The sequence below is a fragment of the Planobispora rosea genome (assembly GCF_014648175.1).
Taxonomy (GTDB): domain Bacteria; phylum Actinomycetota; class Actinomycetes; order Streptosporangiales; family Streptosporangiaceae; genus Planobispora; species Planobispora rosea.
Window position 1 is genome coordinate 135,767 of record NZ_BMQP01000008.1, and the last position, 18,823, is coordinate 154,589.

Consider the following 18,823-nt stretch of genomic DNA (forward strand, 5'->3'; position numbering starts at 1 on the left):
GCCCTCCGACCTCGGGTGACGGCCTGAGCCCGTCCCTGACGCACTCGATCCTCGGGTGACGCCCGGGTCTCGAATGCGGCCCGAAACCGCGAGAGCCCTCCCTGGACGTTCCCAGGGAGGGCTCTCGCGTTCTCGGGAAACCTCAGCGGACCCCGGCCCCGCGGGTCTCAGCGGACCTCAGGGGACGATGGGCGAGCCGCCGTCGTTCTCCTCACCCCATCCCGGCGGGGAGTCGAAGTCGAAGCCGCCGTTGTCGTCTCCGCCGTCGTCTCCACCGTTCCCGCCGTCGTCTCCACCGTCTCCGCCGTTGTCGTCACCGCCGTCGCCGCGCGGCTCCTTCTTGGGCGGGGGCGCGCACCGGCCGGCCGAGCAGCCGCCGAAGCGCTCGTGGTTCACCGGGGTGAACTCGGTCGCCGGGACGCCCTTCAAGGCGCCGATCATGGAGTCCTTCCAGATCCGGCCGGAGATCGACGCGCCGTACACGTAGCTGTAGTAACGCCCGCCGATGGTCACGCCGACCAGGTCGTGCTCGAAGGCGCCGCGCGGGTCGCCGAGGCTGACCGCGGAGGCCATGTCGGGGGTGAAACCGGCGAACCAGGCCGCGGTGTAGGCGTCGGTCGTTCCGGTCTTGCCCGCCGCGGGGCGGCCGATGCCGCCCACCTCGGTCATCGTGCCCTTGGCGAACACCCCGGACATGATGTGCGCGGCCGCGTCGGCGACCTCCTCGTCCAGGACCTCCTTGCACTTGGGCTTGTAGGAGGTGGCCTTGCCGTACCGGTCGACGATCTCCGTGATGGCCATCGGCTTGCAGTAGGTGCCGCGGGCGCCGATCGTCGCGTAGGCGGCGGCGACCGTCACCGGGTCCATCTCGTTGATGCCGAGCGTGAAGGTCTCGAACTCCTTCAGCGGCTTGCCGTCGGCGCGCTTGATGCCCAGGCTCTTGGCCATCTTGACGGTCTCGCAGAGCCCGACCTCTTCTTCGAGTTTCATGAAGAAGGTGTTCACCGAACCGAGCGTGCCGGTGGTCAGGGTCTTGAAGCCGCCGCCGCCCTCGCTGGAGTTGCGCACCTCGTGGGAGGGCTCGCCGACCCGCTCTCCCTTGCAGTTGCGGAAGGCTCCCTCGCTCGGCGCCCGGTAACCGGAACCGGTGGAGAAGCCGTCGTTCAGCTTCATCCCCTGGTCGAGCGCGGTGAGCAGGGTGAACGGCTTGAACGTGGAGCCGGCCTGGAACCCCGCGCCGCCGCCGTGCTCCACGTCGGCCGCGAGGTTGTAGCTCATCTCGTTCTTCTTCTTGTTCTGCCCGAACTTCCGGCTGGCGGCCATCGCCCGGATGGCGCCGGTGCCGGGGACGACCATCGCCTGCGCGGCGACCGGCTTGTCGGTCGTCTTCACGTAGGTCTTGATGGCCTTCTCGGAGGCCTTCTGCGCCTGCGGGTCGAGCGTCGTCTTGATCGTCAGACCGCCGCGCTGGAGGAACTTCTTGCGGGCCTCCGGGGTCTTGCCGAAGTCCTCGTTGTTGAGGATCTCGTGCTGGGCGTAGAGGCAGAAGTAGGGGTAGGGGCTCTCGTCGCAGCCGCCGGGGACCGGGATGTTCTTGAACCCGAGCTTCTTGGCCTTGGCCTCCGCGGCCTCCTGGGCCGTGATCTTGCCGTACTTGAGCATCTGGTCCAGCACGAGGTTGCGCCGGGCCAGGAGGCGCTCGCGGGCGGCCTTGCCGGTGCTCGGGTCGGTCACGCTGGGGTTCTGTACGGCTCCCGCCAGCGTGGCGGCCTCCCAGAGGGTCAGCTCGGAGGCCGGCTTGTCGAAGAACCGCTTGGAGGCGGCCTGGATGCCGTGCGCACCCGCTCCGAAGTAGGAGATGTTGAGATATTTCTCAAGAATCTCGGACTTGGTGTACTTCTCCTCGAGGGCCAGCGCGTAGCGCAGCTCCTTGAGCTTGCGGGAGAAGGTGGGCGCCTGGGCGGCGGCCTGCTCCTCCTTGGTCTCGGCGCTGCTGACGAGCACCAGCTTGACGTACTGCTGGGTGATCGAGGAGCCACCCTGGACGACGCCGCCGCCGGCGAGGTTCTTCATCGCCGCGCGGAAGGTGCCCTCCACGTCGAGCGCGCCGTGCTCGTAGAACCGGTTGTCCTCGATCGCGACGATCGCCGTCTTCATGACATCGGCGATCTTGTCGAGCGTCACCGATTCGCGGTTCTCGTAGTAGAACTGCGCGATCTGCTTGCCGTTCTTGTCGAGCAGCGTCGTTTTCTCGGAGAGGGGGGGTTCCTTCAGATCCTCCGCCTCCAGGCGGAGCTCCTCGGTCGCGGACTTCACGGTCAGGCCCGCGCCGCCCACCGCAGGGAGTGCGATGGCGCCGACCAGCACACCCGCGGCTGCGCCCGCGGCGATGAGCCGTAGGGCGTTCCCCACTGCAGACTTCTGATCTTTGCCTTGAGCTTGCACGAGTCCAAGAGTACGTCGGGCGGATGGTTCAAACGGTAACGGAACACCGATTCCGTTGGATCAACCCTTGCCCAAGGAAGAGGTAACTAGTCATTCCCGGCCACATAGCCCTCCGGAACCATGTAAGAAATTGGTCCCGCCGGGGGCTGTCGGCCTGAACGTCTGATTGCGTACGGTCTCTTCTGCGGCAACTGAATACGGAGGCCCGACGACCGCGCCCGTCGGCCCCCCCAAGTCACGACTGACCACCTAAGGGGAGTGGGGTCGAATGTGGATCACGGATTGGACCTCCAGTGCGGCTTGTAAGGGTGCGGATCCCGACGCGCTGTTCGTTCAGGGCGCTGCCCAGAACCGAGCGAAGCTGATCTGTCGGGGATGCCCGGTCCGGACCGAGTGCCTCGCCGATGCGCTGGACAACCGCATCGAGTTCGGGGTGTGGGGCGGGATGACCGAGCGCGAACGCCGCGCGCTGCTGCGCCGGCGGCCGGACGTCGACTCCTGGCGGGAGCTGCTCGAAGTCGCCAAGGAAGAGTACGAGCGGACCAATGAGCTGATCGCCGGGTGACCCCCGGCTGACCTCCGCCGGGCGGAGGCCCGCTTACCGGGCCGCGCGGATCACCATGATCATTTCGATCATGTGATCACTGCGCGGCCAGCAGCGTGCCCACTTCGCGTAGACCGTCGAGGTCGTGCACGTCCTCCGGCATGGCCGGGACGCGTGCCACCGGCACCGTGGGGTGCGCGGAGGTGAAGTGGTCCTGCTCGCGCTGTTCACGCGCGGCCAGCTGCATCCGGTCGGCGTGCAGCCGCAGCACCGCCGAGGTCAGCTCGTGCTCGCCGCGTGACTCCAGGTCCTCGGCCGCCGCGGTGCTCCGGGCGGCCGACAACACCGCCGCGGGCGAGCGGTGGACCCGGTTGATCACCACTCCGGCCAGCGGCATGCGCTCCTCGGCCAGCCGCTCCACGAAGTACGACGCCTCGCGCATCGCGTCCCGTTCGGGCGCGGCGACGACCAGGAACGCGGTTCCGGGGGCCTGCAGCAGCTTGTAGGTCTGCTCCGCCCGCGCCCGGAAGCCGCCGAAGACGGCGTCCAGGGCGGACACGAACATCTGCAGGTCCTTGAGGACCTGCGCGCCCAGCAGCTTGGTCAGGGCCCCGGCGACCAGTCCGAAACCCGCGTTGAGCAGCTTGAAGGCGCTGCGCCCGCCCGCCTTGGCCGGGGCGGTCAGCATCCGGATGAAACGGCCGTCCAGGAAGCGGCCGAGCCGTTCCGGAGCGTCCAGGAAGTCCAGCGCGGAGCGGGACGGCGGGGTGTCCACGATGATCAGATCCCACTCGCCCGACCGGCGGAGCTGGCCGAGCTTCTCCATCGCCATGTACTCCTGCGTGCCGGAGAAGCTGGACGACAGGGACTGGTAGAAGGGGTTCGTCAGGATCTGGCGGGCGCGCTCGGGATCGGCGTGGGCCTCGATGATCTCATCGAAGGTCCGCTTCATGTCGAGCATCATCGCGTACAGCTTGCCGTTGCCCTCGCCCCCGACGCCCGCGATGGGCCGGGGCGTGTTGTCGAGCTCCGACAGGCCCATGGACTGGGCCAGCCGCCGCGCGGGGTCCACGGTCAGGACGACGGCGCAGCGCCCGCGTTCGGCGGCGCGCAGGCCCAGGGCGGCCGCGGTGGTGGTCTTGCCGACACCGCCCGAGCCGCAGCAGACGATGATCCGGGTGCCCGGGTCGTCAATGATCGCGTCGAGGTCGAGAACCGGGACGTTCTTCACCATGCTCCCTGAATCTGCGGTTCGTGCGTCTGCGGTCCCCGAACCTGTGGTTGCTGCGTCTGCGGTTCCCGCGCCCGCACCCGGGCGGCCCCGCTCACGCCGCGCCCTGCCCGCGCATCAGCTCGGCCAGCTCATACAGCCCGGCCAGGTCGACCCCGTCCGGCAGCAGCGGCAGCTCGTAGCGGGGACGGCCGGCGGCGTCGAGCGACGTGCGCTCCTGCCGCTCCAACTCGGTACGGCGGGCGTGCTCGACGACCTCCTGGGCCAGCGCCTCGGCCACGGTGGCGGAGCCGCCCTCGGCCAGCCCGGCGGCCTTGAGTCCCAGCGCCAGTTCAGCCGGGTCGAACCGGCCCGCCGCGGCGGCGTCGAGGGCCGTCGCGGGCAGCAGCGAGCTCCTGACCATGTTGATGAAGACGCCGCCCGCGGGCAGGCCGGCTCCGCGGAGTTCGGTGATCCCGTCGAGGGTCTCCTGGACGGGCATCTCCTCCAGGAGCGTGACGAAGTGCACCGCGGTCTCGGGAGAGGCGACGACCCCGCTGACCAGATCGGCGTGGTTCTTGATCGGTCCGACCCGGGCCAGCCCGGCCACCTCGTTGGTGACGTTGAGGAACCGTACGACCCGGCCGGTCGGCGGCGCGTCCAGCACCACCGCGTCGTAGATCCGCCGGCCGTCCTTGCCCTTGCGGCGGACGGCCTCGGTCGTCTTGCCCGTGACGAGGACGTCGCGGAACCCCGGGGCGATGGTGGTGGCGAAGTCGACGATGCCGAGCTTGCTCAGCGCGCGGCCGGCCCGGCGCATGCCGTAGAACATCTCCAGGTATTCGAGCATGGCCTCTTCGGGGTCGACGGCCAGCGCGTAGACGTCCCCGCCGCCGGGCGCGACGGCGATCTTCCGCTCCTCGTACGGCAGCGGCGGCAGATCGAAGACCTGGGCGATCCCCTGGCGCCCCTCGACCTCGACCAGCAGGACCTTGCGGCCTTCCGCGGCGAGGGCGAGGGCGAGTGCGGCGGCTACCGTGGTCTTGCCGGTGCCACCCTTGCCGGTGACGACGTGAAGCCGTACACCATCCCAGTCGGTATCGCGCGAACTCACGTTTCGAAGGCTACCCAACGGGCAATCGGCGATTCGCGGTGGCCGTCGTTTGGGACGAGACTCACACTCCGCTCACACCCCCTCACACCTCCCGCCGGTGACGCCGCCACGGACCGGCCCGCGTCCGATCGCTACGCTGTCTCGCATGACGAAATGGGAGTACTCGACGGTGCCGCTGCTGGTCCACGCGACCAAGCAGATTCTCGACAACTGGGGACAGGACGGCTGGGAGCTCGTGCAGGTCGTGCCGGGGCCGAACCCCGAGCAGCTGGTCGCCTACCTGAAGCGCCCCAAGGAGTAGGCGAGGTGTCCCCCGAGGAGAAGCTGGCCGAGCTCGGCCTGGCGCTGCCGGAGGTCGTGACCCCGCTGGCGTCCTATGTCCCGGCCGTCCGCACGGGCGACTACGTCTACACCTCGGGTCAGATCCCGATGGTGGACGGCAAGCTGGTGGCGACCGGCAAGGTCGGCGCCGAGGTGAGCGCCGAGGAGGCCCGGGACCTCGCCAGGACGTGCGCGCTCAACGCCCTCGCGGCGGTCGCGTCGGTGGCCGGCGGCCTGTCGAACGTGGTCAGGATCGTCAAGGTCGTCGGCTTCGTGGCCAGCACGCCCGACTTCACCGGGCATCCGCAGGTCGTCAACGGAGCGAGTGAGCTGCTCGGCGAGGTGTTCGGCGAGGCGGGCAGGCACGCCCGCAGCGCGGTGGGTGTCGCGGTGCTCCCGCTGGACGCGCCGGTCGAGGTCGAGCTGATCGCCGAGGTCCGCTGAAATCCTGAGGTCCTGAAATCCTGAGGTCCGCCGGGGTCCCGTGGTCCGCCGGGGTCCCGAGGCCCGCGTGATTGTCCCGGGGGTGGGGTCTGCCACATGATGAACCCTGAAAACCGAGTGATGTTCGGATAGTCGGTGGAAAGGTTCGGATATGGGTGGTATCCCGCTCCCCGGAGAGCTCGGCCTGCGCGCCCGGGACATCCTGGCCGGCCGGGTGGAGCCCGTCCCGGCCCGGGACGCCGCGACGGTGGTCGTCCTGCGTGAGGGGAGCGGGGGAGTCGAGGTCTACCTGCTCCGGAGGAGGGCGAGCATGGCCTTCGCGGCGGGGGCCTACGTCTTCCCCGGCGGTTCGGTGGACCCGCGCGACACCGACCACGCGGTCGCCTGGGCCGGTCCCGCACCCGCCGAGTGGGGCGAGGTCTTCGGCGCCGACGAGAAACTCGCGCGGGGTCTGGTCTGCGCGGCCGTACGGGAGACCTTCGAGGAGTCGGGGGTGCTGCTCGCCGGGCCGTCGCCCGATTCGGTCGTGGCCGACACCACCGGCGACGACTGGGAGGCCGACCGGCTCGCGCTGATCGACCGGAGCCTGTCCTTCGCCGACCTCCTCGGCAAGCGCGGCCTGGTCCTCCGTTCCGACCTGCTGCGCCCCTGGACGCACTGGATCACTCCCGAGGTCGAGCACAAGCGGTTCGACACGCGGTTCTTCGTCGCGGCGCTCCCGCCCGGCCAGCGCACCCGCGACGTCGGCGGCGAGGCCGACGAGGTGGCCTGGGTACGGCCCGCCGACGCGGTCGCGCAGGCCGGGTCCGGGCGGATCTTCCTGATGCCGCCCACCCACCGGACCCTGACGGAGCTGTCCGCCTACGAGAAGGTGGACGACGTGCTCGGCGCCGAGAGGGAGATCGTCACCCACATGCCGAGGATCGCGGAGGTGGACGGCGTGATGCACATCGTCCTGGACGACGACTACAGGTTCGGCGCGGCATGACCGGACCGGTGGGGTGAGGGGATCGTATGAGTGGGCTCCGCATCCCGCTTGAGGGGCCGGACGGGGCGGGCACGGCGCACGCGCTCAACCTGCTGGCCCCGAACCCGTCCCCGATGACCCTGGACGGCACCAACACCTGGGTGATCGGCCGGGGCGAGGAGGCGCTGGTCGTCGATCCGGGGCCGGACGATCCCGGGCACCTCGCCCGGGTCGCGGAGCACCTGCGCGACCGCAGGGTCGTCACGATCCTGCTCACCCACGGACACCACGACCACAGCGGCGGCGCGCGGACGTTCGCCGGGCTGGTCGGAGCCCCGGTGCGGGCGCTGGATCCCCGGCACCGGCTGGGCGGCGAGGGGCTGGGCGACGGCGACGTGGTCGTCGCGGGCGATCTCGAACTCCACGTGGTGGGGACGCCCGGCCACTCGTTCGACTCGCTCTGCTTCTGGCTGCCCGAGGACCGCGCGATGCTCACCGGGGACACCGTGCTCGGCCGGGGCACCACCGTCATCGCCCCGGACGGCGACCTGGCCGACTACCTGCGCTCCCTGGACCGGCTGCGGGCCGCGGCCGAGCGGGTGGGCGCCGAGGCCCTGCTGCCCGGTCACGGCCCGGTGCTGCCGGACCCGATCGGCGCGCTGGAGGGGTATCTCGCGCACCGCAGGCAGCGCCTGGACCAGATCCGCCGGGCGCGCGAGCGGGGCGCCGTCACGCCGCGGGAGATCGTCGAGATCGTCTACGCGGACGTGGACCGTTCGCTCTGGCCCGCGGCCGAGATGTCGGTCCGGGCCCAGCTGGACTATCTCGACGGGACGTGAACGGCCGCCTCCAGCGGGAGCTAGCGGGAGCGGTTGTGCAGGCGCTCCATGTCCATGATGACCACGGCCTTGGCCTCGATGCGCAGCCAGCCGCGCTGGGCGAAGTCGGCCAGGGCCTTGTTCACCGTCTCGCGGGAGGCGCCGACCAGCTGGGCCAGCTCCTCCTGGGTGAGGTCGTGGTGGACGCGGACACCGTCGTCGATCTTCTGGCCGAAGCGGTCGGCCAGATCGAGCAGGGCCTTGGCGACCCGGCCCGGGACGTCGGTGAAGACCAGGTCGGCCAGGACGTCGTTGGTACGGCGCAGCCGCTGGGCCAGGGCGCGCAGCAGGTGCAGGGCGACCTCGGGGCGGCCGGTCAGCCAGGGGCGCAGGTCGTCGTGGCCGAGACCGGCCAGCTGGACCTCGGTCAGCGCGATGGCGGACGCCGTACGGGGACGGGGGTCGAACAGCGACAGCTCGCCGAACATCTCACCGGGTCCGAGCACGCTGAGCAGGTTCTCCCGCCCGTCGGGGGCGGTCCGGGAGAGTTTGATCTTGCCTTCGAGGACGACGTAGAGCCGGTCGCCCGTCTCGTTCTCGCTGAAGAGGGTCTGCCCCTTCGACAGCCGGACCTCCGAGACGCTGGTGCGCAGGGCGGCGGCGCTCTCGCGGTCGAGCGCCGCGAAGAGAGGGGCCTTGCCCAGCACGTCTTCGGTGTTCACGGTGCCTCCTTGTTCACGGCTCACGCATCGTTCACGGCTCACGCATCGCCGGCCTGCTCGCTGCGCACGTGGCGCTTCACGGGAGCCGGATTTCCCCTCTCCGGCGTCCGCAACAGCCATTGTGACCCATCCCACCGGCAGGCATCGAAGTGGCCTGTGGGAGAGGCCGTCGCGGGGCGGGACGCATAGGCTGTCGGGATGCCCCGTGAAGACAGCCCGGCGGGCGAGTCGAGGCTCGCGCTGGTCCGCCGTGCCCGGCGAATGGACCGGATCCTGGCGGAGACCTACCCAGACGCCCACTGCGAGCTGGACTTCCGTACCCCCCTCGAGTTGCTCGTCGCGACCATCTTGTCCGCGCAGTGCACCGACAAACGGGTCAACATGGCCACTCCCTCGCTTTTTGCGAAATACCAGACGGCAGAGGACTATGCCGGGGCGGACCGGGCCGAGCTCGAAGAGATCATCCGGTCCACGGGGTTCTTCCGGGCCAAGACCAACAGCATCATCGGCATGGCGCAGGCCCTGTGCGAGCGGTACGGCGGCGAGGTCCCCCGGAAACTGAAGGACCTCGTCACACTGCCCGGTGTGGGCCGCAAGACGGCGAACGTCGTCCTGGGCAACGCGTACGGCGTCCCCGGGATCACCGTGGACACCCACTTCCAGCGGCTCGTCAACCGCTTCGGCTGGACTCACGAGACCGACCCGGTCAAGATCGAGCACATCGTCGCCGAGCTCATCCCGAGGCGTGACTGGACGATGATGTCCCACCGCCTGATCTGGCACGGCCGCCGCATCTGCCACGCGCGCAGACCCGCGTGCGGCGCCTGCCCGCTGGCCGCACTCTGCCCGGCGTACGGCACCGGCCCCACGGCCGCCGCGGAGGCCGCGAAACTGGTGCGCCCCGGCCCGTTCTCGTAACGGTCCCCGTACGGCGGAGGCTTCCGTCCCGCCCCGGGAAGCGTGGGTCGGGACGTCGCGTTGGAGAAGATCGGAGGTGGGCCGTGGAAGTGCCTGAATGGTTGGAGAGGCTGGCCGAGCGTGTCACGACGGCGCCGGTTCCCCCGGCGATGCGCCCGCCCCGGTCCGGCGGACGACCGGCCGCGGTGCTCCTGCTGTTCGGGGAGGGGCCGCTGGGCCCGGACGTGCTGCTGATCCAGCGCAGCTCCCGGGGGCGGCGGCACGCGGGACAGCCCGCCTTCCCCGGCGGAGGAGTCGATCCCGACGACGGCGGGCCGATCGCCGCCGCGCTGCGCGAGGCCGAGGAGGAGACGGGGCTCGACCCGGCGGGCGTCCACGTGGTCTGCACCATGCCCGAGCTGTACGTCAGCCGCAGCGACAACCGGGTGACCCCGGTCATCGGCTGGTGGCACACGCCCTCGGCGGTCCACGCGGCCTCGCCCGACGAGGTGGACTCGGTGGAGCGGGTCCCCATCGCCGAGCTGGTCGACCCGGCCAACCGGCTCCGGCTGCGCCTCCCGGGCGGCTACTCGGGACCGGCCTTCCGGGTGCGGGGCCTGCTGGTGTGGGGGTTCACCGCCGGAGTCCTCGACGGGGTGCTCGCCGACGCGGGCTTCGAGCGCCCCTGGGACCGCTCACGGGTCGAGGACCTCCCGCCCGACGTCCTGAACCTCGCCGCCCGGGGTTAGCCGGCCCGGCGCCGTCCTGCCCGCCGAGCCGGTCACCAGGGCCGTGCCCAGGCAGGCCCAGTCGGCCACGTCGTCGTCGGGGTCCCTGGTCAGGCGGCGCAACGCGTCCATGCCGGCCGGGTCGGGCGGGTCGCCCACGATGTTGGGCAGCGCGTAGGCGGCGCCGTACCGGACGGCCGCGTCGGGATGCCCGGTCAGCGGGACCACCGAGGGCAGCGCGCGCCGGTCGCGCAGGTGCCCGAAGGCGATCAGAACCGAGTAGAGCACCATCGGATCGTCCTCGGACGCGGCCAGGTAGCGCAGCACCGGCAGGCTCCGGTCGGTGAAACCGAGCCCGCCGAGGATGTCCACCCCGAGCATGCGCTCGGTGACCGTCCCGCCCCCGCACAGCCGCCGCGCCGCGGTGAAGGTCTCCAGGTCCCTCCGCTCGTGCAGGGCGGCGATCACCTGCCAGCGGATCGTGCCGTCGTAGTCCGGATCCCCCAGCGCCTCCTCGATCAGCGAGGCGACGGGCACCGGCCCCCCGGTCGTTGCCATACGGCCACGATAAACCGGGGGGAGCCCCGGGAACGGGTGCACGCGCGGCGCGGTGGGTGGATACCGTTAAGGGGTGAGCGGTGATCTCCTTGACCTGATCCTGATCGGCTTGATGATCGCTTTTGCGGTGTCGGGATACCGTCAGGGGTTCATCATCGGCGCGATGAGCTTCATCGGGTTCGTCGGCGGCGTGCTGCTGGGCGTCTTCATCGCGCCCCCGATCGCCGGCGCCGTGATCGACGGCGACACCGAGCGGGCGCTGCTCGCCATCGTGATCGTCTTCCTCACCGCCATCGTCGGGCAGTTCGCGTCCTCGACGATCGGCGCGGTGATCCGCAGCCACGTCACCTGGGAACCGGCGAAGGTCGTCGACGCGGTCGGCGGCACGTTCGCCAGCGCGCTGGCGGTGCTGATCGTCGCGTGGTTCATCGGCTCCCTGGTCGCCGTCTCCCCGTTCACGCTCATCAGCGAGCATGTCAACCGGTCGGTCCTGCTGGGCGCCGTCGACCAGGTGATCCCGCAGGCGGCCAGGGGCATCCAGCAGCCGTTCAAGCAGTTCATCGACACCTCGGGCTTCCCCCAGGTGTTCGAGGGCATCGGGGGCGCCCACCTCGTCGACGTCCCGCCGCCCGACGAGAGTGTCGCCAAGGCCCCGCAGCTCAGGCGGGCCCGCCAGGGCATCGTCAAGGTCCAGGGCGTCGCGACCAGCTGCCGCCGGCACATCGAGGGCACCGGGTTCGTCTACGCCCAGAACAAGATCATGACCAACGCCCACGTGGTCGCCGGAGTCAACCAGGATCTCCAGGTCATCGACTACCGCAACAACGTCCGCCCGGCGAAGGTCGTGCTCTACAACCCCGACCGGGACATCGCGATCCTGCACGTCCCCGGGCTGGACCTGCCGATCCTCCGGTTCGACGGCACCGCCGAGAAGGGCAACGACGCGGTCGTCGCGGGCTTCCCGCACGGCGAGGGCTTCACCCTCAACGAGGCCCGCCTGCGGGTGCGGCAGCGGGCCAAGGGCCCCGACATCTACGAGAGCAAGACCGTCATCCGCGACATCTACTCGATCCGGGGGCTGGTCCGTCAGGGCAACTCCGGCGGGCCGCTGCTCACCCCCGACGGCAGGGTCTACGGCGTCGTCTTCGCCGCCGCCCCCGACCAGCGGGAGACCGGCTACGTGCTCACCGCCGCCGAGGTCGCACCGGACGCCGAGGACGGCGCCCGGCTGACCAACCCGGTCGACACCCAGGAGTGCGACCACTGACACCCGTTGGTCGTCACAGCAGGTCCCTGATCCTGGCGATCGCCGCCGGCGGATCCTGGACGTCCAGCTCGCGAGTGGCCAGGGCGACCGCCTCGTACGGCATGCCGTACCGGCTGACCCTCTCCGCGCCCCGCGCGAGCAGTGCCGCGGCGCCGCGCTGATTGCCCCGTTGCAGGTGGGTGAGGCCGACGCAGATCTGCGCCAGCCCCTGCCACAGGTCCCGCTCCTGTGCGGGACCGGTCTTCCAGCGGGCCTCCAGAACCTCGTGGGCGTGGAAGGGGCGTTCCTCGCCGAGCAGACGGCGGGCCTCCGCGAGGGCCTCCTCCGCGTCCGGCGCGTAGTCGTCGGGGACGCGCTCCACGCCCTCGGCCCCGCGCGGGAGCGGACGCCCGAACGCGTCGCGGGGGCGCTGGTTCCTGGCCTTGCCGTCGGCGTCGCGGTCCCGGGGGATCACCGGTCGGGCTCCGCGTCGGCGAGCCAGCCGAGCAGCTCGGTGTCGAATGTCTCGGGACGCTCCTCGTGCGGGAAGTGCCCGGCGCCCTCGATCAGCCGCCAGCGGTAGGGGGCGGTCACGTGGAAACCGGACCCCTGGGCGGTCCGCGGCAGGACGCGCCCGTCGAGGGCGCCGTGCAGCTGCAGCGTGGGCGTCTCGATCTCGGTGCGCATGAGCCTGGCGTAGCGCAGCCCGTCCGGGCGGAGCTGGGAGCGGGTGAACCAGCGGTGGTACTCCAGCGCGCAGTGGGAGACGTTGGGGATGGCGAACGCCTCCCGGTAGGTCCGGGAGACCTCCTCGCCGGGCCACCCCGGCCCCGACCACTGGTCGAGGAACCGGCCCACCTGGGCGGCGCCGTCGGCGGTCAGCCGGCGTTCGGGAAGGATCGGCAGCTGGAACCCCAGCGTGTGACCGCTGGCCCGCAGCTGGCCGAACGGATCGGACACCAGGGAGGACCGGAGCCGGAGCGGGTGCGGGGCCGAGACCGGGACCAGGCGCCGGACGACCTTGGGGTCCAGCACGGCCATGGTCCAGGCCACCAGGCCGCCCCAGTCGTGGCCGACGACGGTGGCGCCGGTCTCGCCCAGCGCGCGGATCAGCCCCGCGGCGTCGGCGGCCAGGGCGGGCAGGTCGTAGCCGCGCGGCGGCTTGTCGCTCGCGCCGTACCCGCGCAGGTCCACGGCGACGGCGCGGTAACCCGCCGTGGACAGGGAGACGAGCTGGTGGCGCCAGGTCCACCAGAACTGGGGGAACCCGTGCAGCAGCAGCACGAGCGGGCCCTCACCGGCCTCCACGATGTGGAAGCGGGTGCCGCGGGCGTGTACGGAGCGGTGGGTCCATGGACCTTCGATCCGGACCACGGACTCGTCGGGGCGGCTCACTGATCCGGTCTCACTGACTCGCGGTGCGAACCGAGCTGCCCGGCGGTGGACGGCGCGGGGACGGCGGCGACCCCGGTCTCGCTCTCGCCGCTCTTGAGGTTCTTCAGCGAGCGGAGCGTCCGCTTCATCCCGGTCAGGCCCTTGAACCGGCGGACACCGATGATGACCATGACCACGGCCAGGACCACGTAGAAGAGGGTGACGGCCAGGAAGGCCCAGACCTCCGCCCAGTCGAAGATGGCCACCAGGGCGTAGGCGATGGTGAAGGAGGCGAGGATCAGGCACAGGTGCGCGATGAACGCGGCGGCGGCGAACAGCCCGACCCCCATGCCGACCCGCTTGGCGTCGAACCTGAACTCGGCCTTGGCCAGTTCGAGCTCGGCCCGGATGAGGGCGGAGATGTGGCTGCTGGCCTCGGCGACGAGCGTGCCCAGCGACTCCTGCTGCGGTTCCGCGGCCGGGTTCGTGGCCGGATTCTGCGTCATGAACGGTCTCCTATCGAGCGCGGGTGTCAACATCATCCTGCGCGTTGAGGTGTTTGCGCACGCGCACCCTGAGCAGGATCGCCGCCAGGACGGAGGCGATGAGGCTGGCCGCGAGCACGCCGGTGGTCACCGCGGACGCCCTCTCCGGATCATCGCCGAAGGCGAGGCCCCCGATGAGCAGTGACACGGTGAATCCGATGCCGGCCAGTATCGACACCGCGGCCATGTCACGCCAGTGCAGATCCTCCGACAGCTTCGCCAGGCCGAGCCGTACGGCCAGCCAGGCCCCGCCGAAGACGCCGAGGAACTTGCCGACGACCAGGCCGGCGATCACACCGAGGACGACCCGGTCGCCGGTCATCCCGCCGAGGGCGTCGGCGTCGAGCACCACTCCGGCCGACAGGAAGGCGAACGCCGGGACGGCGAAGCCCGCGGAGACGGGCCGCAGGCGGTGGTCGGCCAGTTCGGCGGGGGAGTTCTCCTCACCGGGCGCGCTGTGCACGCGGGTCATGAGGCCGAGGGCTACCCCGGCGACGGTCGCGTGAACACCGCTGATCTCGACGAGGTACCAGGCGAGGAGGGCGAGCGGGACGTAGATCCACACTCCCCGGACGCGCCGGGCCTGGAGCAGGCCGTACAGGCCGATGACCGCCGCGCCGGCCGCGAGGGCCAGGACGTTGACGTGCTCGGTGAAGAACACGGCGATGATGGTGATCGCGCCGAGGTCGTCGACCACCGCGCTCGTCAGGAGGAAGGCCCGCAGCGCCGTCGGCATCGCGCTCGCCGTCACGGCCAGGACGGCCAGGGCGAAGGCGATGTCGGTCGCCGTGGGAATGGCCCAGCCCCGGGATGACTGCGGCGCCCCCCAGCTCACCGCGAGGTAGACGAGGGCGGGGACGATCATTCCGGCGACGGCGGCGAGGACGGGGAGGGCGGCCTTGCGGAGGTTGGCGAGCTCACCGTGGACGAACTCCTCCTTGACCTCGATGCCGGCGATGAAGAAGAAGATCGCAAGCAGGCCGTTCTGTGCCCATTTGTAGAGTTCGAGGTTGAGGTGGAGGAATTCCGGGCCGACGACGGTGGTGCGCAGCGCCTCATAGGAGTCGCTTGACACGTTGGCCCACACGAGCGCGGCGACCGTGGCCAGCAACATGACGACGCCGCCGACCGTCTCGGCGCGGAGGGCTTCGGTCAGCTGGCCGGCGTATCGGGCGGTGAGCGGGAAAGGCCACTTCTCGGCGGTGCGGCGCATGAAGCCTCCAGGAGTGCAGAGAGGGCCAGTTCCCCCACTGGCCGACCAGACTTCCCGGCGCGCCTTCGCATCAGTTTACCCAAACCGCCCAAAGTGATCTCATCTGGGCGCGTCGCGTCCCCCTCACCTGGACCACAGGGACGGCACGGCGGTTCCCGGCGCCGCCGTACGGCGCCGGGCCACCGGATCTCCGAGCCGGACGGGGATCAGTCCTCGCTCTTGGCGCTGGGCAGCTTCTCGGAGATGAGGTTCATCACCGTGCTGTCGGCGAGCGTGGTGACGTCACCGATGCTGCGGTTCTCCGCCACGTCGCGCAGGAGACGCCGCATGATCTTCCCGGAGCGTGTCTTCGGCAGCTCGGGAACGACCAGGATCTGGCGGGGCTTGGCGATCGGGCCGAGCGTCTTGGCCACGTGGGCACGCAACTCGGCGGCGATGTCCTCGCCCTCCTCGGCGCTGCCGCGCAGGATGACGAACGACACGATGGCCTGGCCGGTCACCGGGTCGGTCGCGCCGACCACGGCCGCCTCGGCGACCTTCGGGTGGGAGACGAGGGCCGACTCGACCTCGGTGGTCGAGATGTTGTGGCCGGAGACGAGCATGACGTCGTCGACGCGGCCCAGCAGCCAGATGTCGCCGTCCTCGTCCCTCTTGGCGCCGTCGCCCGCGAAGTACATCCCCTCGAAGCGGGACCAGTAGGTGTCGATGTAGCGCTGGTCGTCACCCCAGATCGTACGGAGCATCGACGGCCACGGGTCACGGATCGCGAGGAAGCCGCCGCCCCCGTTGGGGACGCTCTCTCCCCGGTCGTCGACCACGTCGGCGGTGATGCCGGGCAGCGGGCGCATGGCCGCGCCGGGCTTGCCGCTGGTCACGCCGGGGAGCGGGCTGATCATGATGGCGCCGGTCTCGGTCTGCCACCAGGTGTCCACGACCGGGGTACGGCTGCCGCCGATGTTCTCGCGGTACCAGACGTAGGCCTCGGGATTGATCGGCTCACCGACGCTGCCCAGGATCCGCAGGGACGACATGTCGTACTTGGCGGGGATGTCGTCTCCCCACTTCATGAACGTGCGGATCGCCGTCGGCGCGGTGTAGAGGATCGTGACCTTGTACTTCTGCACGATCTCCCAGAACCGGCCGCGGTGCGGGGTGTCCGGGGTGCCCTCGTAGATGACGCTGGTGGCGCCGTTGGCGAGCGGGCCGTACACGATGTAGGAGTGACCGGTCACCCAGCCGATGTCGGCGGTGCACCAGTAGATGTCGGTCTCGGGCTTGAGGTCGAAGACCGCGTGGTGGGTGTAGGCGGTCTGGGTCAGGTAGCCGCCGGTGGTGTGCAGGATGCCCTTGGGCTTACCCGTGGTGCCGCTGGTGTAGAGGATGTAGAGCGGGTGCTCGGCGTCGTGCGGGACCGGGGTGTGCTCCCCGCTCTGGCGCTCCACCAGGTCGTGCCACCAGACGTCCTTGTCGCTCCAGCCGACGTCCTGGCCGGTCCGGCGGACCACGAGCACGCGCTCGATCCCCGGGCACTCCTTGACCGCCTCGTCCACGGTCGGCTTGAGCGCGCTCGGCGCGCCGCGCCGGTAGCCGCCGTCGGCGGTGACCACGACCTTGGCGTCGGCGTCCTTGATCCGGCCGCTGAGCGCGCTGGCGGAGAACCCGCCGAAGACCACCGAGTGGATCGCGCCGATGCGGGCGCAGGCGAGCATCGTGATCGGCAGCTCGGGGATCATCGGCATGTAGATCGCGACCCGGTCGCCCTTGCCGACGCCCAGCTCGATCAGCGCGTTCGCCGCCTTGGCGACCTCCCTCTGCAGGTCCGCATAGGTGATCGTCCGGCTGTCGCCCTCGGGCTCGCCCTCCCAGTGGTAGGCGACCTTGTCTCCGCGTCCGGCCTCGACGTGGCGGTCGACGCAGTTGTAGGCGATGTTCAGCTCACCGCCGACGAACCACTTGGCGAAGGGCGGGTTCCACTCCAGCGTGGTGTCCCACCGCTTGGACCAGCTCAGCCGGTCGGCCTGCTGCTCCCAGAAGGCGAGGCGGTCGGCCTCGGCCTCGGCGTAGGCGTTCTCGGTCACGTTCGCGGCCGCGGCGAGCTCGGCGGGAGGAGCGAACCGCCGGGTCTCGTGCAGCAGGTTCGACAGCGTCTCCTGGGTCTCACGCGGTTCGGAACCAGGGGTCTCCGGGGCCACTACGCACTCCTTCTCGTACTGCTCGTCGGCTTCGGACGTGTCCCACTTCACCAGGCCACCCGTACCCGCCACAAGAGGTCTAGACAGGTCTGTACCAATCGGTGACAAGAGGGACGCGACTCCGCACCGTTCCTGACGCTGCGTAGTGACAGCGGGAGAAACGTTGCGATTCCGACACCGTAGGAAGGTAGAGGGCGTTATTCCAGGCCCGCTGGTACGGCGGTGCGCCGGATGGCCCGATGCGCTCGGTGAACGGTCCCGGGGTCGTTCTCCGGGAAGTGGCCGTGGCGGCGTCCGAGGCTTGTTAACCGGCCGGTAGGGTCGGGGCCGTGAGCGACCCATTGGCTGTCATCGCTGAGATGCCCGGAGTGCCCGAAGCGATCACCGAGGCCCGCAGGGCCGTGGACCGCCTCTACGGGCACCGCGTGCTGCGGCGCAAGAGCCCCGAGGTGTCGGCGAAGTCCGCGCTGCGCGGGGCCCGCGCGTCCGCCGCGCTCGACGGCGTGGACATCCCGCTGGAGGCCATCCCGGAGGTCACCGACCCCGTGGTGCAGGGCGCGCTGCGCGTCTCGGCGGAGCTGGGGCGGCTCGGCTCCACCTGGCGTACGGCGCCGCGCCAGGTGCTGGCCAGGTTGCACGCGCTGGCCGCCGTCGGCCTGACCGAGGACCTCGGCCGCCCGCGGGACTCCGCCGGAGCGCCCGATCCTCTCGGACTGGGCACCCCGCCCGGCCCGGAGGAGGCCGTGGCCCGGATGGCCGGCCTGGCCGGCCTGGTGGCCGGCGGTTCCAAGGCGCCCGCGCTGGTGCTGGCCGCCATCGTGCACGCCGAGCTGGCCGTGGTGCGGCCGTTCGGCTCGGCGGACGGGATCGTCGCCAGGGCCGCGGAGCGGTTGACGCTGGTGGAGTTCGGCCTGGACCCGAAGTCTCTGGCCGCGGTGGAGCTGGGGCACCTGGAGCTCGGGCCGGCCTATGCGGAGAGCCTGCGCGCCTATTTGACCGGGACCTCCGACGGTGTGGCGGCGTGGGTACGCCACTGCGCCGCGGCGGTCGTCCTGGGCGTCCGGGAGGCCACGGCGATCTGCGAGGCCATGCAGCGCGGCTGACCGGCCGGTCACGCTCATGTAGGACATGGATTGCGCGGGACATGGATTGCGCGGGACGCGGATTGCGCGGGGCATGGACTGTGTGAGCTGCGGACCACGTGGAACGTAGACCGCGCGGGATGTGGATCATGCGGGGTGCGGGCCGCAGGGAACGTGTGGCGGAACGTGCGGAGTGTGCGGCGGCACGTGCAGAACGTGCGACGGAACGTGCGGTCACCGGTGGGCGGAATTACGGACGTCCTGAAGGCGAAGCAGACGGCGCCCCTGAGACGGGGCGCCGTCGCCAGCACGCCACATCGGGTTACCAAGCGTGCACCTGTAATCGTCGGAGCGGGTCAAGCCCGTCTCGACGCGCCTCCCGCGGCTGGTCGCGCGTGGGTGC

The 18,823-nt window shown here is 70.8% G+C and carries 19 protein-coding genes; 9 read left to right on the plus strand and 10 right to left on the minus strand.

Annotation, left to right across the window (positions count from 1 at the left end; all coding sequences use genetic code 11):
- Positions 1 to 177: 177 nt before the first annotated feature.
- Entirely contained in the window at positions 178 to 2,412 is a 2,235-nt protein-coding gene (locus tag IEZ08_RS10495) for a transglycosylase domain-containing protein (RefSeq protein WP_229803028.1), read from the minus strand.
- 301 nt (positions 2,413 to 2,713) lie between these two features.
- Between IEZ08_RS10495 and IEZ08_RS10500 the strand changes: the two genes are divergently transcribed.
- Positions 2,714 to 3,010, plus strand: a complete 297-nt coding sequence (locus tag IEZ08_RS10500; protein ID WP_068920681.1) for a WhiB family transcriptional regulator — start codon at positions 2,714 to 2,716, stop codon at positions 3,008 to 3,010.
- A gap of 76 nt (positions 3,011 to 3,086) precedes the next feature.
- Here IEZ08_RS10500 and bagB read toward each other — a convergent pair whose 3' ends face one another.
- Positions 3,087 to 4,223: an ATPase BagB gene (gene bagB / locus IEZ08_RS10505; protein ID WP_068920682.1), complete on the minus strand. Its 1,137-nt coding sequence runs from the start codon at positions 4,221 to 4,223 to the stop codon at positions 3,087 to 3,089.
- A 91-nt stretch (positions 4,224 to 4,314) separates the two neighbouring features.
- Positions 4,315 to 5,313, minus strand: coding sequence for an ATPase BagA (gene bagA, locus IEZ08_RS10510; RefSeq protein ID WP_068920683.1), 999 nt, complete (start codon positions 5,311 to 5,313; stop codon positions 4,315 to 4,317).
- A 145-nt stretch (positions 5,314 to 5,458) separates the two neighbouring features.
- Here bagA and sp36 point away from each other — a divergent pair, with 145 nt between their 5' ends.
- The 4 genes from sp36 (at position 5,459) to IEZ08_RS10530 (ending at position 7,884) form a co-directional block, all read left to right on the plus strand.
- Positions 5,459 to 5,614: a Sp36 family protein gene (gene sp36, locus IEZ08_RS10515; RefSeq protein WP_141703503.1), complete on the plus strand. Its 156-nt coding sequence runs from the start codon at positions 5,459 to 5,461 to the stop codon at positions 5,612 to 5,614.
- Between the two features lie 5 nt (positions 5,615 to 5,619).
- Positions 5,620 to 6,078, plus strand: coding sequence for a RidA family protein (locus tag IEZ08_RS10520; protein WP_068920684.1), 459 nt, complete (start codon positions 5,620 to 5,622; stop codon positions 6,076 to 6,078).
- A gap of 151 nt (positions 6,079 to 6,229) precedes the next feature.
- Complete coding sequence (locus IEZ08_RS10525; protein ID WP_068920685.1) at positions 6,230 to 7,066, plus strand: NUDIX hydrolase; 837 nt, start codon at positions 6,230 to 6,232, stop codon at positions 7,064 to 7,066.
- A gap of 26 nt (positions 7,067 to 7,092) precedes the next feature.
- Complete coding sequence (locus IEZ08_RS10530; RefSeq protein ID WP_068920686.1) at positions 7,093 to 7,884, plus strand: MBL fold metallo-hydrolase; 792 nt, start codon at positions 7,093 to 7,095, stop codon at positions 7,882 to 7,884.
- A 20-nt stretch (positions 7,885 to 7,904) separates the two neighbouring features.
- Here the strand turns inward: IEZ08_RS10530 and IEZ08_RS10535 are convergent, their stop codons facing one another.
- Positions 7,905 to 8,585, minus strand: a complete 681-nt coding sequence (locus IEZ08_RS10535) for a Crp/Fnr family transcriptional regulator (RefSeq protein ID WP_068920687.1) — start codon at positions 8,583 to 8,585, stop codon at positions 7,905 to 7,907.
- Positions 8,586 to 8,783: 198 nt separating this feature from the next.
- Here IEZ08_RS10535 and nth point away from each other — a divergent pair, with 198 nt between their 5' ends.
- Together nth and IEZ08_RS10545 are read left to right on the plus strand one after the other, a co-directional pair.
- Positions 8,784 to 9,503 (plus strand): endonuclease III, encoded by a 720-nt coding sequence (nth, locus tag IEZ08_RS10540; protein WP_189242062.1) that lies wholly within the window; start codon positions 8,784 to 8,786, stop codon positions 9,501 to 9,503.
- An 83-nt stretch (positions 9,504 to 9,586) separates the two neighbouring features.
- The gene (locus tag IEZ08_RS10545) at positions 9,587 to 10,231 is read left to right on the plus strand and encodes an NUDIX hydrolase (protein ID WP_068920689.1); all 645 of its coding nucleotides are present in this window, start codon (positions 9,587 to 9,589) and stop codon (positions 10,229 to 10,231) included.
- On the opposite strand, the gene IEZ08_RS10550 is transcribed toward IEZ08_RS10545, so the two are convergent.
- Positions 10,178 to 10,768 (minus strand): HEAT repeat domain-containing protein, encoded by a 591-nt coding sequence (locus IEZ08_RS10550; RefSeq protein ID WP_189242063.1) that lies wholly within the window; start codon positions 10,766 to 10,768, stop codon positions 10,178 to 10,180. The genes IEZ08_RS10545 and IEZ08_RS10550 overlap by 54 nt on opposite strands.
- Positions 10,769 to 10,841: 73 nt before the next feature.
- Here IEZ08_RS10550 and IEZ08_RS10555 point away from each other — a divergent pair, with 73 nt between their 5' ends.
- Positions 10,842 to 12,035, plus strand: a complete 1,194-nt coding sequence (locus IEZ08_RS10555) for a MarP family serine protease (protein WP_068920691.1) — start codon at positions 10,842 to 10,844, stop codon at positions 12,033 to 12,035.
- 13 nt (positions 12,036 to 12,048) lie between these two features.
- On the opposite strand, the gene IEZ08_RS10560 is transcribed toward IEZ08_RS10555, so the two are convergent.
- From IEZ08_RS10560 to acs, 5 genes are all read right to left on the minus strand, one after another.
- On the minus strand, positions 12,049 to 12,489 hold the full coding sequence (locus tag IEZ08_RS10560) for a DUF309 domain-containing protein (protein WP_068920692.1): 441 nt from the start codon (positions 12,487 to 12,489) through the stop codon (positions 12,049 to 12,051).
- Complete coding sequence (locus IEZ08_RS10565; protein WP_068920693.1) at positions 12,486 to 13,409, minus strand: alpha/beta fold hydrolase; 924 nt, start codon at positions 13,407 to 13,409, stop codon at positions 12,486 to 12,488. Before IEZ08_RS10565 ends, IEZ08_RS10560 begins: the two co-directional genes overlap by 4 nt.
- Complete coding sequence (locus IEZ08_RS10570; RefSeq protein WP_189242064.1) at positions 13,406 to 13,894, minus strand: phage holin family protein; 489 nt, start codon at positions 13,892 to 13,894, stop codon at positions 13,406 to 13,408. The genes IEZ08_RS10565 and IEZ08_RS10570 overlap by 4 nt, the downstream gene beginning before the upstream one ends.
- 10 nt (positions 13,895 to 13,904) lie before the next feature.
- Positions 13,905 to 15,146 (minus strand): Na+/H+ antiporter NhaA, encoded by a 1,242-nt coding sequence (nhaA, locus tag IEZ08_RS10575; RefSeq protein WP_068920695.1) that lies wholly within the window; start codon positions 15,144 to 15,146, stop codon positions 13,905 to 13,907.
- 206 nt (positions 15,147 to 15,352) lie between these two features.
- Positions 15,353 to 17,338 (minus strand): acetate--CoA ligase, encoded by a 1,986-nt coding sequence (acs, locus tag IEZ08_RS10580; protein ID WP_068920696.1) that lies wholly within the window; start codon positions 17,336 to 17,338, stop codon positions 15,353 to 15,355.
- Positions 17,339 to 17,667: 329 nt separating this feature from the next.
- Between acs and IEZ08_RS10585 the strand changes: the two genes are divergently transcribed.
- Entirely contained in the window at positions 17,668 to 18,441 is a 774-nt protein-coding gene (locus IEZ08_RS10585) for a Fic family protein (protein ID WP_229803029.1), read from the plus strand.
- Positions 18,442 to 18,823: the final 382 nt, after the last annotated feature.

Bases quoted from the DNA above. Each gene is read 5' to 3' on its own strand.
- IEZ08_RS10550 (WP_189242063.1), bottom strand. From the start codon at position 10,768: ATGGCAACGACCGGGGGGCCGGTGCCCGTCGCCTCGCTGATCGAGGAG.
- bagB (WP_068920682.1), bottom strand. From the start codon at position 4,223: ATGGTGAAGAACGTCCCGGTTCTCGACCTCGACGCGATCATTGACGAC.
- nhaA (WP_068920695.1), bottom strand. From the start codon at position 15,146: ATGCGCCGCACCGCCGAGAAGTGGCCTTTCCCGCTCACCGCCCGATAC.
- IEZ08_RS10525 (WP_068920685.1), top strand. From the start codon at position 6,230: ATGGGTGGTATCCCGCTCCCCGGAGAGCTCGGCCTGCGCGCCCGGGAC.
- IEZ08_RS10570 (WP_189242064.1), bottom strand. From the start codon at position 13,894: ATGACGCAGAATCCGGCCACGAACCCGGCCGCGGAACCGCAGCAGGAG.
- sp36 (WP_141703503.1), top strand. From the start codon at position 5,459: ATGACGAAATGGGAGTACTCGACGGTGCCGCTGCTGGTCCACGCGACC.
- IEZ08_RS10530 (WP_068920686.1), top strand. From the start codon at position 7,093: ATGAGTGGGCTCCGCATCCCGCTTGAGGGGCCGGACGGGGCGGGCACG.
- IEZ08_RS10500 (WP_068920681.1), top strand. From the start codon at position 2,714: ATGTGGATCACGGATTGGACCTCCAGTGCGGCTTGTAAGGGTGCGGAT.
- nth (WP_189242062.1), top strand. From the start codon at position 8,784: ATGCCCCGTGAAGACAGCCCGGCGGGCGAGTCGAGGCTCGCGCTGGTC.